The sequence below is a fragment of the Acidovorax sp. genome, assembly GCF_046291265.1.
Lineage (GTDB): Bacteria > Pseudomonadota > Gammaproteobacteria > Burkholderiales > Burkholderiaceae_C > Acidovorax.
The window spans coordinates 31,897-47,894 of sequence record NZ_JBKBTV010000037.1 but is presented as its reverse complement, the minus strand read 5'-3'; the positions used below and the strand labels follow the sequence as shown (position 1 = coordinate 47,894).

13 protein-coding genes are annotated in these 15,998 nt (G+C 63.3%); 3 read left to right on the top strand and 10 right to left on the bottom strand.

Annotation, left to right across the window (positions count from 1 at the left end; translation table 11 throughout):
• The 7 genes from gshB to ACK41V_RS14775 all read right to left on the bottom strand — a co-directional run.
• Positions 1–846 (bottom strand): glutathione synthase (gene gshB / locus ACK41V_RS14805; RefSeq protein WP_409783364.1); only part of this gene is annotated, 846 nt, incomplete at its 3' end.
• 131 nt (positions 847–977) lie between these two features.
• A complete protein-coding gene (locus tag ACK41V_RS14800; protein ID WP_409783363.1) occupies positions 978–2,165 on the bottom strand; it encodes a benzoate/H(+) symporter BenE family transporter in 1,188 nt (395 codons plus the stop codon).
• A 137-nt stretch (positions 2,166–2,302) separates the two neighbouring features.
• Positions 2,303–4,171 carry a potassium transporter Kup gene (locus ACK41V_RS14795; protein WP_409783362.1) on the bottom strand — a complete coding sequence of 623 codons (1,869 nt, stop codon included), beginning with the start codon at positions 4,169–4,171 and terminating at the stop codon, positions 2,303–2,305.
• 182 nt (positions 4,172–4,353) lie between these two features.
• On the bottom strand, positions 4,354–5,649 hold the full coding sequence (gene gshA / locus ACK41V_RS14790) for a glutamate--cysteine ligase (RefSeq protein ID WP_409783361.1): 1,296 nt from the start codon (positions 5,647–5,649) through the stop codon (positions 4,354–4,356).
• 87 nt (positions 5,650–5,736) lie between these two features.
• Complete coding sequence (locus ACK41V_RS14785; RefSeq protein ID WP_409783360.1) at positions 5,737–7,203, bottom strand: TrkH family potassium uptake protein; 1,467 nt, start codon at positions 7,201–7,203, stop codon at positions 5,737–5,739.
• A gap of 24 nt (positions 7,204–7,227) precedes the next feature.
• Positions 7,228–8,685 (bottom strand): Trk system potassium transporter TrkA, encoded by a 1,458-nt coding sequence (gene trkA, locus ACK41V_RS14780; RefSeq protein ID WP_409783359.1) that lies wholly within the window; start codon positions 8,683–8,685, stop codon positions 7,228–7,230.
• Between the two features lie 330 nt (positions 8,686–9,015).
• Positions 9,016–10,296 carry a glutamate-5-semialdehyde dehydrogenase gene (locus ACK41V_RS14775; protein WP_409783358.1) on the bottom strand — a complete coding sequence of 427 codons (1,281 nt, stop codon included), beginning with the start codon at positions 10,294–10,296 and terminating at the stop codon, positions 9,016–9,018.
• Positions 10,297–10,381: 85 nt separating this feature from the next.
• Between ACK41V_RS14775 and ACK41V_RS14770 the strand changes: the two genes are divergently transcribed.
• Complete coding sequence (locus ACK41V_RS14770) at positions 10,382–10,660, top strand: hypothetical protein (RefSeq protein WP_409783357.1); 279 nt, start codon at positions 10,382–10,384, stop codon at positions 10,658–10,660.
• Between the two features lie 95 nt (positions 10,661–10,755).
• On the opposite strand, the gene ACK41V_RS14765 is transcribed toward ACK41V_RS14770, so the two are convergent.
• Together ACK41V_RS14765 and holA are read right to left on the bottom strand one after the other, a co-directional pair.
• Positions 10,756–11,877: a hypothetical protein gene (locus ACK41V_RS14765; RefSeq protein WP_409783356.1), complete on the bottom strand. Its 1,122-nt coding sequence runs from the start codon at positions 11,875–11,877 to the stop codon at positions 10,756–10,758.
• A gap of 120 nt (positions 11,878–11,997) precedes the next feature.
• On the bottom strand, positions 11,998–13,053 hold the full coding sequence (holA, locus tag ACK41V_RS14760) for a DNA polymerase III subunit delta (RefSeq protein ID WP_409783355.1): 1,056 nt from the start codon (positions 13,051–13,053) through the stop codon (positions 11,998–12,000).
• A 263-nt stretch (positions 13,054–13,316) separates the two neighbouring features.
• Here holA and ACK41V_RS14755 point away from each other — a divergent pair, with 263 nt between their 5' ends.
• Together ACK41V_RS14755 and rocF are read left to right on the top strand one after the other, a co-directional pair.
• On the top strand, positions 13,317–14,417 hold the full coding sequence (locus ACK41V_RS14755) for an ornithine cyclodeaminase (protein ID WP_409783354.1): 1,101 nt from the start codon (positions 13,317–13,319) through the stop codon (positions 14,415–14,417).
• Entirely contained in the window at positions 14,414–15,370 is a 957-nt protein-coding gene (gene rocF / locus ACK41V_RS14750) for an arginase (protein ID WP_409783353.1), read from the top strand. The genes ACK41V_RS14755 and rocF overlap by 4 nt, the downstream gene beginning before the upstream one ends.
• Before the next feature lie 119 nt (positions 15,371–15,489).
• Here rocF and lptE read toward each other — a convergent pair whose 3' ends face one another.
• Positions 15,490–15,993 (bottom strand): LPS assembly lipoprotein LptE, encoded by a 504-nt coding sequence (lptE, locus tag ACK41V_RS14745; protein WP_409783352.1) that lies wholly within the window; start codon positions 15,991–15,993, stop codon positions 15,490–15,492.
• Between the last annotated feature and the right edge of the window lie 5 nt (positions 15,994–15,998).

The following is a 15,998-nucleotide window of genomic DNA, read 5'->3' as shown; positions in this document are numbered from 1 at the left end:
GATCTCGGTGACGCAGTCGCCGATCACATCCACGCCAGCCAACAACAGGCCGCGCTCCCGCAACACCGGGCCAAGGGCATTGCCAATTTCCCAGTCGCGTGTGGACAGCGGACGGGCTACACCCTTGCCGCCAGCTGCCAGGTTTCCGCGCACTTCACTGCCTTGCGGAATGCGTGCAAGACAGAACGGGACTGGTTTGCCCCCGATGATCAAGACCCGCTTGTCGCCCTCCACAATCTCGGGCAGAAACTTCTGCACCATCACACTCTGCGCGCCATTGCGGTTCAAGGTTTCAGTGATGCTGCCCAGATTGAGGCCATCCGGCCCCACGCGAAAGATGCCCATGCCTCCCATGCCATCCAAGGGCTTGAGGATGATGTCCTGGTGCTCGCCATGAAAGCGCTTGATGTCCTCTGCATCGCGCGTGACCAAGGTGGGGCCGATGAACTGGGGGAATTCCATGATCGCCAGCTTTTCCGGATGGTCGCGCAACGCCCTGGGCTTGTTGAACACCCGGGCGCCATCGCGCTCAGCCTGTTCCAGAAGGTGCGTTGCATAGAAGTATTCGCTATCGAAAGGCGGGTCCTTGCGCATCAACACCGCATCGAAATCGACCAGAGCCACACTGCGCTCAGGGCGTACGTCGTACCAAACGGTGGTGTCCCCTGTAAGCGTGATGTCCTGCACACGCGCCGTTACCTTGCTGCCGCGCTGCCAGGAAATGTCCTGGGGCTCACATACGGCCAAGGTGTGGCCCCGCCGCTGGGCCTCGCGCATCATGGCGAAGGTGGTGTCCTTGTAGATCTTGAAGCTTTGCAGCGGGTCAGCGATGAAGAGCAGTTTCATGGTGTCAGATCAGTAGATTAGAGTGCGCGCCCCCAGGAGGGGAGCGCGTACATACATATAGAAGAGGGAGAACAAGGCGAGAACGGTCTGATCCGCCTTCGCGGTACATGCCCCGAGGCATGCCGCCCAAATCAGCCGCCCTTGGCGCGCGAACGCCTGTACTGTTGCACAAATAGCGCAAAGCTGCCCGCGACCACCCCCCAAAAGGCCGAACCCACTCCGGCAATCACGACACCACTCAGGGTGACAAGAAAGGTGATCAGCGCCGCCTCGCGGTGCGACTCCTCCTGCATCGCGGCCGCAAGGCCGTTGCCGATGGTTCCGAGCAGCGCAAGCCCCGCAATCGCCACGACCAACTCATTGGGAAACGCGGTCAACAGCCCGGTGATGACCGCGCCAAAAAGCCCTATCGCCACATACAGCGCACCACACGAAACCGCTGCAGCGTAGCGTCGGCTGCGGTCCGCATGCGCCTCCGAGCCCATGCACATCGCAGCAGTGATGGCGCTGAAATTGAGGGCAAACGCACCAAAGGGCGCCAACACCAAGGTGGCAAGACCTGTCAGCGTCAGAAGTCGGGACACCGGCAGGTCGTATCCCGAAGCGCGAATCACCGCCACACCTGGCAGGTTCTGGGAAGCCATGGTGACGACAAACAGTGGAATGGCCAAGCTGACCGTCGCCGCCACGCTGAACACGGGCGCTGTAAAAACCGGTACCGCCAACTCCAACTGCACGGCGGACCAGGTCATCTGACCCTGCGCCGCCACATATACCACGCCCACCGCCAGGGTGATGACCACCGCATAACGCGCCACCCACCGGCGCGACACCAGATAGACCCCCAGCATCAGCAGCACCAGCGGCAACGCCGTCTGGGCCGCAGTAAACGCCTGCAAACCAAACCGCGCCAGCACGCCGGCAAGCAAGGCGGCTGCAATTTCCATCGGAATACGGTTCATCACCCGCTCGAACCAGCCGGTCGCGCCCGCCAGGGTGATCAGTGCAGCGCTGACCATGAACGCCCCCACGGCATCGCCCATGCCAAAACCGCCTGCAGCGCCCGCCGTGGCCAACACCGCAGCGCCCGGTGTGGACCAGGCAATCATCACCGGCTTGCGCAGTACGAGGGACGGCACCAGCGAACACAACCCCATGCCCAGCCCCAGCGCCCACATCCAGGACGTGATCTGCGCAGGCGTGGCACCAAACGCCTGCGCGGCCTGGAAGACAATGGCCACCGAACTTGTGAAGCCCACCAACACCGCCACAAAGCCCGCAGTGGCTGCTGACAGGCTCAGATCTTTGAAGAATTGCATGGGCAGGATTCTGGCACCGCGCCCCGGATTGCGCCCCGCCTTGGTGCAGACCGCTGCCTCAGGGCTGCAAAAACTACCAAATTGATAGCTATCAGCGCTTTATGGATAAGCGCTAGAGGCCAAAAAGACCAAAACTTTTAGATTTCGATCTTGGAGCCCAGCTCCACCACCGCGTTGTTGGGCAGGTGCAGAAAGTCGGCGGCGCCGCTGGCGTTGTGGTGCATCTGGGCAAACAGCTTCTCGCGCCAGGGCGCCATGCCGCCACCCATGGTGGGGATTACCGTGTCACGCGACAGAAAGTAGCTGGTGGTCATGGCCTCCAGCTCGCAGCCGCGGCCGCGCAGCAGTTCCAGCGCACGCGGCACATCCGGGTCGTTCTTGAAGCCGTAGTGGATCACCACTTGCCAGCAGTCATGCCCTAGCGGCTCGACCTGCAAGCGCTTGTCCAGGCCAATCCAGGGTGTCTCGTGGTTGTGCACGGTGACGAACAGGTTTTGCTCGTGCAGCACCTTGTTGTGCTTGAGGTTGTGCAGCAGCGCATTGGGCACCGCGCCCGCCTCGGCCGTCAGGAACACCGCCGTGCCCGACACCCGTGTGGGCGGGCTGATGAACACCGACTCCAGAAAATCCTTGAGATCAATCGCGTCGGCACGCAGCTTCTCGTTGAGGAGACGACGCCCTTCCTTCCAGGTCATCATCAGCGCAAACACGATGCCGCCGATCATGAGCGGGAACCAGCCGCCCTTGAACAGCTTGAGCAGGTTGGATGCAAAAAACGCCAGATCCACCACAAAAAAGCAGCCCGTGGCCGCTATGCACAAAGCCAGCGGGTAACCCCAGCCATAACGGATCACGAAGAACGTGAGCGTGGTGGTGATCAGCATGTCCAGCGTGACGGCGATGCCGTAAGCTGCGGCCAGGTTGCTGGACGAGCGGAACATCACCACCGCCAGGACGATGGCAAAAAACAGCCCCCAGTTCACCAGCGGGATGTAGATTTGTCCGGTGTCACGCACGCTGGTGTGCTGGATGTTCAGGCGCGGCAGGTACCCCAGCTGGATCACCTGCTTGGTCACGCTGAACGCACCAGTGATCAGCGCCTGCGACGCAATCACGGTGGCCATGGTGGCCATGACGACCAGCGGAATCAGCGCCCAGTCGGGCGCCATCATGTAGAACGGGTTTTTGACGGCCTCGGGCTCGGCCAGCAACAGTGCGCCTTGGCCGAAGTAGTTGAGGGTGAGCGCGGGCATGGCCACCGCAAACCAGGCGATGCGAATGGGGCGTTTGCCGAAGTGGCCCAGGTCGGCATACAGCGCCTCGGCGCCCGTCACACACAGCACCACCGCGCCCAGAATGATGAAGGTCGTGCCCGGATAAGACCACATGAACCCCAGCGCATGGTGCGGACTGACGGCCCAAAGGATCTCGGGATGGCCCACGATGTGCGAGACACCCAGCACGGCAATGGTGAAGAACCACACCAGCGTGATAGGCCCAAAAAACTTGCCGATGCCGCCGGTGCCGCGCTTTTGCACGGCAAACAGGCCAAACAACACGACCAGCGTGATCGGAATCACGTATTGCTTGAAATGCGGGGAGACCACCTCCAGCCCCTCAACCGCCGACAGCACCGAGATGGCGGGGGTGATGACGCCGTCGCCATAAAAAAGCGCCGTGCCAAACATGCCCACCGCCAGCAGCACACTGCGCAACTGGGGCTTGTCTTTGACGGCCTGCGAGGCCAGGGCCAGCATGGCCACCAGCCCGCCTTCGCCGTTGTTGTCGGCGCGCAGCACCAGCACCACGTACTTGAGCGAGACGATGACCGTCAGCGTCCAGAAGAAGATCGAGAGGATGCCGTAGATGTTGTCCGGGGTGAAGGGCACGTGGCCCGACCCAAAGACTTCCTTGACCGCGTACAGCACGCTGGTGCCGATATCGCCATACACAACACCGATGGCGCCGAGCGTGAGCGCTGCGAGCGATGACTTGGAACTTTGCACTGACCGCCCCCGGGCGCAGGGCCAGACGGGGTTCCGTTACTTTTGGGAACGCTATTGTGCGCCTGCGCTCCAGGAACCGTCTGGAGGGGTCGCCCTATGTTGCACCGCAGCAACTCATCCTTGGCAAGCGGTGGCAGACGTGGCAAGCCCCGCCTTGACATCGCCCGCCCCCGTCCATGGCTTCAGTCGTACACCTCGGCGTCGGGATTGGTGGCTTCCAGTTCGTAGCTGGCGGCCAGCATGGCCAGGCGCGCCACCACACCGTACATGTAAAAGCGGTTGGGGGCGCTCACCCCGGGGCGCACGCCGGGCTGGGGCATGTGGGTGCTGTGCTCAAACGCCAGCGGAACAAAACTCGCACCGGGTGCATTGAGGTTTTCGTCCACGCCGCGCTCGGCGTGCATGCGATAAAACCCGCCCACCACGTAGCGGTCCATCATGTAGACCACGGGCTCGGCCACGGCGTCGTTCACGCGCTCCTGCGTCAGCACGCCTTCCTGGATGATGAGGTCGCTGACCGGCTGGCCGTCCTTGATGACGCCCATCTTGTTCTTGGTCTTGCGGTTGACGGCGTCCAGCTCCTTCGCATCGCGCACGGTCATGATGCCCATGCCGTAGGTGCCGTTGTTGGCCTTGACGATGACAAACGGCTTCTCGTTGATGCCGTATTCCTTGTACTTGCGGCGCACCTTGGTCAGCAGCGCATCCACGGTGGTCTGCAGCTGGTCCATGCCTTTGTCTTCAGCAAAGTCCACCCCGTCGCACTGGCTGTACATGGGATTGACGAGCCAGGGGTCGATGCCCAGCATCTTGCCGAAGCGTTTGGCCACTTCTTCATAGTTCTTGAAGTGGGTGCTCTTCCGGCGCACGCTCCAGCCCGCATGCAGCGGGGGCAGCAGGTACTGCTCGTGGATGTCTTCCAGAATGCCCGGTGCGCCCGCCGTGAGGTCGTTGTTCAGCAGGATGGTGCAGGGGTCAAAGTCCTTGAGCCCCAAGCGCCGTTTGGTACGCACGACGGGTTCCAGCGTCACGGTGTCGCCGTTGGGCAGCTCTATCAGCGTGGGCTTCTTGATCTCGGGGCTGACGGAGCCCACGCGCACATTCAGACCCGCCATGTTGAAGATGCGCTGCAACTGCACCACGTTCGACAGGTAGAAGGTGTTGCGCGTGTGGTTCTCGGGAATGATCAGCAGGTTGCGCGCCTCGGGGCAGATCTTCTCGATGGCGGCCATCGCGGCCTGCACGGCCAGGGGCAGCATCTCCTTGGTCAGGTTGTTCCAGCCACCAGGAAACAGGTTGGTGTCGACCGGCGCCAGCTTGAACCCCGCGTTGCGGATATCGACCGAGGTGTAGAACGGTGGCGTGTGCTCCATCCACTCCAGCCGGAACCAGCGTTCGATGGCGGGCATCGAGTCGAGAATGCGCTGTTCGAGTTCGTTGATCGGCCCGGTCAGGGCCGTGATGAGATGCGGAACCATGGAAAGCCCTCGGGAAGCAATTGCGACGAATTGTAGAGAGATGGGGTGACGCGCCGGTTTCGCAAGGCGGGCCGATTGCCCGTCATGTCAACGGCGCCAGAAAGCGGGGGTCAGCAACGCCATGAAACTCAGGATTTCGAGTCGCCCCAGCAGCATGGCCAGGGAGCACACCCAGATCTGGAAATCGGTGAGCACGGCGTAGTTGGAAGCGGGCCCCACACTGCCCAGGCCCGGCCCCGCGCAATTGACGCTGGCCAGCACCACCGAGAACGCGGTCACCGGGTCCAGATCGGTCAGCAGCATCACCATGCTCAGCCCGAACACCGTGCCGCCGTAGACCAGCATGAACGCCAGCACCGAAAAAATCACGCGGTTGTCGACCACCGATTCGCCCAGGCGAACGGGCTGCACAGCCCGGGGGTGCACCAGGCGGTTCATCTCGCGGCGCGCCTGCTTGACCAGGATGAGCATCCGCACCATCTTGATCCCCCCGCCCGTCGAGCCCGCACTGGTGGCCACGCCCGACAGCAGCAGCATGAACACGGGCGCAAACACCGGCCAGGCGAGGTAGTCCACCGTCGCAAAACCAGTGGTCGTGGCCAGGGAGATCACATTGAACATGGCATGGCGCAAGGCATCGAGCGGCGCGTAAACGCCCTTGACCCACAGCAGCACCGCCACCAGCAGCCCCCCAGCCACCAGCGCAAACAGCGTGGCGCGCAGCTCCGGGTCGCGCCAGAAGCCGCCCCAGTGCCCTTTACGAAACGCCACAAAATACAGCGCGAAATTGCAGCTGGCCACCAGCATGAAGAAGATGCAGATGGCCTCCAGCAGCGGGGACTGAAAATGCCCAAAGCTCGCATCGTACGAAGACAGCCCCCCCAGGCTGACCGTGGCAAACATGTGCATCAACGCATCCAGCGGGCCCATGCCTCCCAGCCAATAGGCCAGGCCACACGATGCGGAAAACAGCGCGTACACGCCCCAGAGGCCCTTGGCCGTTCCGGTCATGCGCGGGGTGAGCTTGGAGTCCTTGAGCGGCCCGGCAGCCTCGGCCTTGAACAGCTGGCTGCCACCCACACCCAGCAGCGGAAGCACCGCCACCGCCAGGATCAGGATGCCCATGCCGCCCATCCATTGCAAAAAGGTGCGCCATACGTTGACCGACACCGGCAGCGTGTCCAGCCCGCTGAGCACTGTGGAGCCCGTGGTCGTCAGCCCCGACACGGCCTCGAAGTATGCATGCGTGAACGACATGGGCCGCCCGATGTGGTGCCCGGCCAGCATCAGCGGCACGGCGGCAGCCAGCGGCAGCAGCATCCAGACCAGCGAGACCAGCATCACGCCGTGGCGCGGCTGCAGCTCCTGCCGAAAAAGGCGCAATCGCCACCACAACCACGCGCCCACCGCCATCGTCCCGGCCATGGCCAGCGGGTACACATGCCACACGCCGTCGCGCGTCCACAGCGACACCGCCAGCGGCAGCCCCATGGACAACGAAAAAATCATCGCCAGAATGCCCAGCACGCGCAGGACGGGAAACATGTCCACCATGACGTAGTGCTCGCTGTGCGGGGGTCAGAAAAACGTGGCGCTCACGCGAAAGAGCTTTTCCACATCGCGCACCAGCCGCTTGTGTGGCAGGAAGAACACCACGTGGTCGTTGCTTTCGATGACGGTGGCGCTGCGCGGAATGATCACCTCGGGCTCGCGCAGGTCGTCCGGGGGCATGTCGGGCGACTCCGGCAGCCCGCGCACGATGAGGCCCATGTGCACATCGCGCGGCAATTGCAGTTCGCTCACCTTGCGGCCCACCACGCGCGAGGTCTTGCGGTCGCCACGCACCACGATCTCCAACGCTTCAGCGACGCCCCGGCGCAGGCTGTGCACGGCCTGCACATCGCCCTGGCGCACATAGGCCAGCAACTCGCCCAGCATGGCCTGCGCGGGCGACAGCGCAATGTCGATCTGCGTGCCGTGCATCAGGTCGGCGTAGCTGCGTCGGTTGATCAGTGCCAGCACCCTGCGCGCGCCCAGGCGCTTGGCCAGCAGCGACGACATGATGTTGTCCTCGTCATCGTCGGTCAGCGCCAGGAACAGGTCCACCTCTTCGATGCCCTCGTCGATCAGCAGATCCTCGTCCGTCGTGTCCCCCTGGAGCACCAGCACGTCCGAGGGCAAGGCCGACGCCAGCTCGACGCAGCGGTCGGCATGGTCTTCGATGATCTTGATGTGAAACCGTCCACCGGCCGACTGCCCCAGCTGGCGGGCCAGCCGAAGCCCCACACGCCCGCCGCCCGCGATCATGATGCGGCGCACGGGCTGCGAGAGTTGCGACTCGGGCCGGTGCAGCGCCCCCAGCACATTGGCAATGTGTTCGTGCGCCGCCAGCACAAAAACCTCGTCCCCCGGTTCGATGCGGGTGCGGCCGTCGCACGCCACAAAACGGTCCGGCTCGTCGGGAAAACGGCGGTAGATAGCCACCATGCGCATGGCCATGTCCGGTGCGCTTTCGCGCAGCGCGCCAATGGTGTGACCCACCATGGGGGCGCCGACCCGTGCCCGCACCGACACCAGGCAGGCGCGCCCGCCCGCGAACTCCCGCACCTGCATGGCCTCGGGGTACTCGATGAGCTTACCGATGTAGCGGGTGAGCGACTCTTCCGGGCAGATGATGCGGTCCACCGCAAAGCCTTCGGGGCCAGTCAGGCGCTCGTCCATCGCAAAGCCCGTGGAGCGCACCCGCGCCACGCGCTTGGGGATGTTGAACACCAGTTGCGCGATCTTGCAGCACACCAGGTTGGTTTCGTCCTGCGCGGCGCAGGCGATCAGCAGATCGGTGTCCTGCGCGCCCGCCTCGGCCAGCACCGAGGGTTCGATGCCATTGCCCACCACGCCGCGCAAGTCAAAGCGCGATTCGAGGTCACGCAGACGCGCGGCGTCGGTGTCGATCACGGTGATGTCATTGCGCTCGGACACGAGGCTGTCCGCAACGCTCTGGCCCACGCGGCCCGCCCCCAGGATGATGATTTTCATGACAGAGAACCTGCTCAATGCCTTTTTGAAGATCGCATTGGAGTGCAATCGGGATGAGTGGATGCTTCGGATGCGCCGCATGGGCTCATGCCCATGCGAGCAGTCGGAGCGTCCAATCGCCCGATTTCACTCCAACCCGCAGGGCAAGTGCCTTTTCGGGCGGTCTGCGGCGTTGCGGCGCTTGTGGATAGCCGGGCTATCCACTGCACACCGCGCCTAGCATCCCATCCCGGAAAGGTACTTGTGCGACTGCAAAAAGACATTGAGCAGGTTCTTTCGGCCTCTAGCGCTTTACCAACAAGCGCTAGAGGCTATTAAATTAGGAGTACATCAAGCCCGTATCTCGCCTTCGCCCAGCACCACGTACTTGAGCGAGGTCAAGCCTTCCAGCCCCACCGGACCCCGCGCATGAAACTTGTCCGTGCTGATGCCGATTTCGGCGCCCAGCCCGTACTCAAAGCCATCGGCAAAACGCGTGCTGGCGTTCACCATCACGCTGGCCGAATCCACCTCGCGCAAGAACCGCTGGGCATGCACATGGTTGGTGGTCAGGATGGCGTCGGTGTGGTGGCTCGAATACTGGTTGATGTGGGCGATGGCTTCATCCACACCGGCCACGATCTTCACGCTGATGATCGGGGCCAGGTATTCCTCGCTCCAGTCCTGCTCGGTGGCGGGCACCAGCTGCGCGCCGGGCACCGCCTGCAGAATCGCCAGCGACTCGGGGCAGCCGCGCATCTCCACGCCCTTGGCGGCATAGACGGCGCCGATCTGGGGCAAAAACTCCGCCGCCACACCGCGCGCCACCAGCAGGCCTTCGCTCGCGTTGCAGGGGCTGTACTTGTTGGTCTTGGCGTTGTCGGCCACCTTCACCGCCATGGCGATGTCGCAGGGGTCGTCCACATAGGTGTGGCAGTTGCCGTCGAGGTGCTTGATGACGGGCACCTTGGCGTCGCGGCTGATGCGTTCGATCAGCCCCTTGCCGCCGCGCGGGATGATCACGTCCACAAACTGCGGCATGGTGATGAGCTGGCCCACGGCCTCGCGGTCGGTGGTCTGCACCAGCTGCACGGCGTCTTGTGGCAGACCGGCTTCGGCCAGCGCCAGTTGCACCAGCTTGGCCAGCGCCTTGTTCGAATCAATCGCTTCAGAGCCGCCGCGCAGGATGCAGGCGTTGCCGCTCTTGATGCTGAGGCTCGCAGCCTCAATCGTCACGTTGGGGCGGCTTTCGTAAATCATGCCGAACACACCAATCGGCACCCGCATCTGCCCCACCCGGATGCCGCTGGGCTGCTGCTTCATGCCCAGGATCTCGCCAATGATGTCAGGCATGGCGGCCAGTTGCTCGCAGCCTTCGGCGCAGGTCTCCAGCACCTTGGGGCTGAGCTTCAGGCGGTCCACCATCGGCTCGGCCAAGCCTGCGGCGCGGGCGCGCTCCAGGTCGCGGGCGTTGTCCACCGGCAGCGCATCCACGTTCTCGCGCAGCAAGCGAGCCAGGGCCTTGAGTGCTTTGTTTTTAATAGCTGCTGGCGCTTTGGCCATCAGCGCTGAGGCGGTTTTTGCCTGGAATCCGAGGGTGTGGGTGTATTCAGCCACGTTGAGCGCGTTCATCCGGCGATTTTGCCGCAGATGCCCTGGCGCGGGGAGTTTAAGGACGGTTACCCTTGCAGCCCCGGCTTTCTTCCACCCCACTGCCATGACCCGATCCCACCTCGTCACCCCAGTGCAAGACGCGCTGACCGCCTTCACCCAGGGCTCCGTGACTGCGTTTGCCCTCAGCCACACCGCCCGCGACCAGGCCGACCTGCTCGCCGCCCTGCCGCCGCGTTATGCCGAGGTGCTGCACGGCCTGCTCGACCGGCTCGAATCCAGCGCGTTGTTCTCGGAAGAAAGCTGCTCGTTCAGCCAGAAAGACCTGGTGGACAGCCTGCAGATGTGGGTGGACAAGGCGCGGGGCGTGCTGGAGGGCCACTGACAGAGCGCACGTCTGAGACCCAGCGTTTGGTAGATGGCCGAGCGTTGGATGTTCATGGACTCAATTGAGAAAACATCACTCGGTGGGAAATCGCGTTAAAGGGTACGCAGCCCCAGCTGACATTCAAGCTCTCGGATGTGGTTATCAATCCCGTCTAGCAACTTCTCTACTCTCAAGTTCCGCGCTTCAGTATCAGCCCCTACTGACATCTCGGCCTCTCTGTATGCGGCCAAAAGACGGCTTCCGTCCCTGGAACCCCAATGCCGCTTGTAAAAATCCGTCAACTTCTCATTCGCCGTCTCACCTTCTCTCACAAAGAGCGCCTTCGCGACCTCCCGCAATGCGACGTCCGTCGACCAGAGGCTCCAGCGCGGACCTTCGGTCTCTCGTACATGCCTGCCAAACTGCCGAAGGAGATACATATCCCACGTTGCGTTTCGAATTCCCGCTTGAAGTAGAGATAGGTTTTCCGAAAAAATGCCCTTCAACATTCCACCCTTTGGCGGAGCATGCGAGATTGCCGCGATGCAATACATCCCCGCCGGAGCATTGAAGAAGGCCTCCTCTGTCTGCCATCGCGCGAATTCCATCGCGGCTTCAAATGGTGCAAGGCCAGCGCGTCGCAAAGCGATTGCCTTGAGGGCGTACAGATAATTGGGTTTCCACAGACTGAGGGCGCGTTCAAAGTTCTTCTCTGGCGACCTGTGGTTAGCTATTTCCGGGACCCCGCTCAGGTGCTCCAGCATCTCGCCCGGTAATTTGTCGGCTCGGCCAAGCGCGATATCCAAATAAGCAATTGCGTCAGAGTTGTCCGCAATTCTGAAGAGGCGAGCATCTGACTGGGCCGCGTCGTTTCCTGCATCTGCGGCGTACTCGTACAGAGAGATGTTCGGCTCAATCAAAATTTTCGCCAAGATACAGAAGCAAGCACAAGCAGCCGCCAACCTCGCGTTGGCTTCCGCCTGACTTGACTGCGGAACTCGTCCCCCACCCGCCAGCGCGATGAGCGGTGAGATCAGATTTCGATCGAACAATGACCGGAATTCGCAATCCTCGACCGCTGCAGCAGCGAGGTAATTCAGAACCACATATGGGTCATCGCCAGCGTAGTTGCCCTGAACGAGGACGCCCGAATTTCGAAGCACCGTTTGAAGACAGCGCAGTTCGTCTGGCTGCAGAGGCAGCCATATTCCGATGGACATTTCTTCGTCACTCATGTCACTGCCTCGCGAATGGTGGAAGCGCTAGAACGAGGCCAGTTGCAAAGCAGGCCAACAGCCGCCAACGACAGGGGTGGGCCGCGTCCGTGCGTGCTCGCCCCCCCTGCGTATTGGCCGTCACCGCGCGGCGCTGGTCAGCCTGCACATCTGAAACGCCAGCCGCTGCAGCGCCTGCCAGCCATCGGTAGGCCAGTCCGGCTGCTTGAGCCCTTTCACAATGCCGTCCACCGTGTGGGCGGATTGCAGCAGCCGCGCCAGCGCGGCATCGCTGGCCTTGGGCAGGATGCGTTCGTACAGCTTTTCCTTGGCGCCCCAGACGCGGTTCTCGCGCAGGGCCATGGGCAACGGGCGGCCGGCGTTCATGGCGTCTTTCACGCGTTTGAGGCCGCGGATGTCTTCGGACAGCGCCCAGTGCACCAGCACCTCGGCCTCGCCCTCGGCCTGCAGGCCGTCGAGCATGCGCTGCACGCGGCCGGTGTGCCCGGCCAGCACCGACTCGGACAGCTTGAACACGTCGTAGCGCGCCACGTTGAGCACGGCGGCTTCGACCTGCTCCAGCGTCAGTTCACCCGCCGGGTGCAGCAGTGCCAGCTTTTGAATCTCCTGGTGCGCGGCCAGCAGGTTGCCTTCCACGCGGTCGGCAAAAAACTGCAGCGTGCGCTGGCCTTCTTCGCCCGACACCACGCGCTGGCCTTGCGCAGCCAGGCGCTGGGCTATCCACTGCGGCAACATGCCGCGCTCGATGGGGTCGATCTGGATGGAGGTGCCGCTGGATTCGAGCGCGGCAAACCACGCACCGGTGCGGGTGGCTTTGTCCATGCGCGGCAGCATCACCAAGGTCAGCGTGCTGTCGTTGCCCAGCGCCGACGCCGCCACCTGCTGCAGCGCCACGCTGCCGTCCTTGCCGGGCTTGCCAGACGGGATGCGGATCTCGACGATCTGCTTGTCCGCAAACAGGCTCAAACTGCCGCCCGCTGCCAGCACAGCACTCCAGTCAAAGTGAGCGCCTGCTACGGTGTATGACGTGCGTTCGGTGTAACCCTGCGCGCGGGCCGTGGCGCGGATGGTGTCTGCGGCCTCTTGCTGCAGCAAGGGTTCGTCGCCATGCAGCACATAAAGCGGCGACAGGCCCCGTTGAAGGTGCGAAGAGAGTTGGGCCAGGGCGACTTGCATGCGGCAAAGTTTATCGCCTTGGTGCCGTCGGGCGACCCTTCACGGCACACACCGGTTCAGCGCGTGATGCTGCAGTTCTGCGCAAAACGTCAACTTAGCTGAGCAGATTGCACGTTTCGCATCAAAAACTGCACAGCTTTCTCCCTTTTATTTGGCTACCGCCCGCCGGACAATTTTGTGCATACAGCCCATACAGCCATCACAAGCCGAGCGCGGGGCCTTCACACCAGCGCTCGCATTCAAAACATACGGAGACACACACCATGGTCAACTATCTGGGCGTCCACAGCATGCGCCAACTGGTCAAACAAGTCGGCCTGGCCGCTTTTCTTCAGCAACTGGTGGACGCCATGGAGCACGACTACCGGCGCTGGGAGAGCTTCGACAAATCCGCACGCCACGCCATCCATTCGCCCGGCGGCGTGATCGAACTGATGCCCACCAGCGACGGGCAGATGTATTGCTTCAAATACGTGAACGGCCACCCCAAAAACACCGCTGAGGGCCTGCTGACAGTGACCGCCTTTGGTGTGCTGGCCGATGTGGACACGGGCTACCCCTTGCTGGTGTCTGAACTGACGCTGACCACCGCGCTGCGCACCGCCGCGATGTCGGTGCTGGCGGCACGCCACATGGCGCGCAAAGAAGGCCCCGGAAGTCGCACGATGGCGCTGATCGGCAACGGCGCACAGAGCGAGTTTCAGGCGCTGGCGTTCTACCACCTGCTGGGCGTGCGCGAACTGCGCCTGTTTGACACCGACCCGGCCGCCACTGCCAAGTTGGCCCGCAACCTCAAACATCTGCCATTGCAGGGGCTGACGGTGGTGCCCTGCAACTCCGCCGCCGACGCTGTGCGCGGCAGCGGCATTGTGACCACGGTGACGGCCGACAAACGCAACGCCACCATCCTCACGCCCGAGATGATCGAGCCCGGCATGCACCTGAACGCCGTGGGCGGCGACTGCCCCGGCAAGACCGAGCTGCACCCCGATATCCTGCGCCGCCCGGATGCGCGGGTGGTCGTGGAGTTCGAGCCCCAGTCCCGCATCGAAGGCGAGATCCAGCAGATGCCCGCAGACTTTGCGGTGACGGAATTCACCCAGGTGCTGCGCGGCGCGGCCCCCGGGCGCAACAACGATCAAGAAGTGACGGTGTTTGACTCGGTGGGCTTTGCGCTGGAAGATTTCTCTGCGCTGCGCACGCTGCATGCGCTGCTGCACACCCACCCCCACCTGGCCACCCCCATCGACCTGATCCCGCAGATGGACAATCCGAAAGATCTGTTTGGTGTGCTGCACGCTGCGCCCGCATCCACCACACGCCCTCGCCCCACCATCGCCCTTCAGGAAGCCCCGACACCATGAACTCCACTGCCCTCCTGCGCACCGCCCAGCCCACCAGCCTGATTGGCGCCCCCACCGACATCGGCGCGGGCGCGCGGGGTGCATCGATGGGCCCCGAGGCACTGCGGGTGGCGGGGCTGCAGGCAGCACTGGAGAGCCACGGCCTGCAAGTGTTTGACCGGGGCAATCTGAGCGGCCCGCCCAACCCCTGGCAGCCGCCGGTGGACGGCTACCGCCATCTCGCCGATGTGGTCGACTGGAACCAGCGGGTGTTTGATGCCGTGTATGCCGAACTGCAACTGGGCCACCTGCCCATCCTGCTGGGGGGCGACCACTGCCTGGGCCTGGGCAGCATCAGCGCGGTGGCCCGCCACTGCGCCGAGGCGGGCAAAAAGCTGCGCGTGCTGTGGCTGGATGCGCACACCGACTTCAACACCAGCGACCTCACGCCCAGCGGCAACGTGCACGGCATGCCCGTGGCGTGCCTGTGCGGCTTTGGGCCCGAGGCGCTGACGCTGCTGGCGCGCATGCCCGGCGGCGGCCCCGCGCTGCAAACAAACCAGATCCGCCAGATCGGCATCCGCAGCGTCGACGAGGGCGAAAAACGCTTTGTGCACGAACAAGGCCTGGAGGTTTTCGACATGCGCTACATCGACGAAGTGGGCATGCGCCAGACCATGCAACAGGCGCTGGAGGGCGTGGACGCCAACACCCACCTGCACGTGAGCTTCGACGTGGATTTTCTGGACCCCGCCATCGCGCCCGGCGTGGGCACCACTGTGCCCGGCGGCCCCACCTACCGCGAGGCGCAGCTGTGCATGGAAATGATTGCCGACAGCGGCCGCCTGGCGTCGCTGGACATCATGGAGCTGAACCCCGCGCTGGATGTGCGCAACAGCACCGCGGTGCTGGCGGTGGACCTGGTGGAGTCGCTGTTTGGCAAAAGCACGTTGATGCGCATCCGCCCCGCGTAAGAGTGCCAGGGGGCGGCGGTATCACCGCGGCAGGCCCACACTGCGATTACTATCAAATAGATAGCTATTAACGCTTATCTAATAAGCGCTAGAGCCCTATTTCATTCAAATTTTCGCGGCTAGCTGGCCGCGCGCGTCAGCGACAACCGGCGCATCAGCTGCTGCACCAGGTCGGTCTGCATGTTGCGAAACAGCAGCGCCTCTTCGGCTTCTTTGGCCAGGGCGATGGTTTCGTTGTAGCTGATGTCGCGCTGCTGCAGCAGTTCGGTCTCGGGAATCCATTCCACCCCGGTGGGCGTGCGCAGGCGGAACTTGATGCGCAACCGCAGCTGCAGTTCACGCACCTGGCCCGAAGCGTTCTGGCCGACGACCACGCGCTCTTGCTGCTCCTGCAGCAAGTCCAGGATGACCTCTGCGGTGGGCATCAACGCGGCGTCACGCAGCACCTGAAGCGGGCTGCCCGAGCCCTGCAGCGTGCGCTGCAACTCGCGCGCCAGCGGCGAGCCTGTAGGCGCTGCGATGTAGACCGACTTGAAGGCGAACTCGGGCACGCCCCGCAGCCGAAAACCGCAGGCGGACAGCAGGGCCACCGGCGCGAGGGAGAGCAGTGTGCGCTTGTTCATCACCG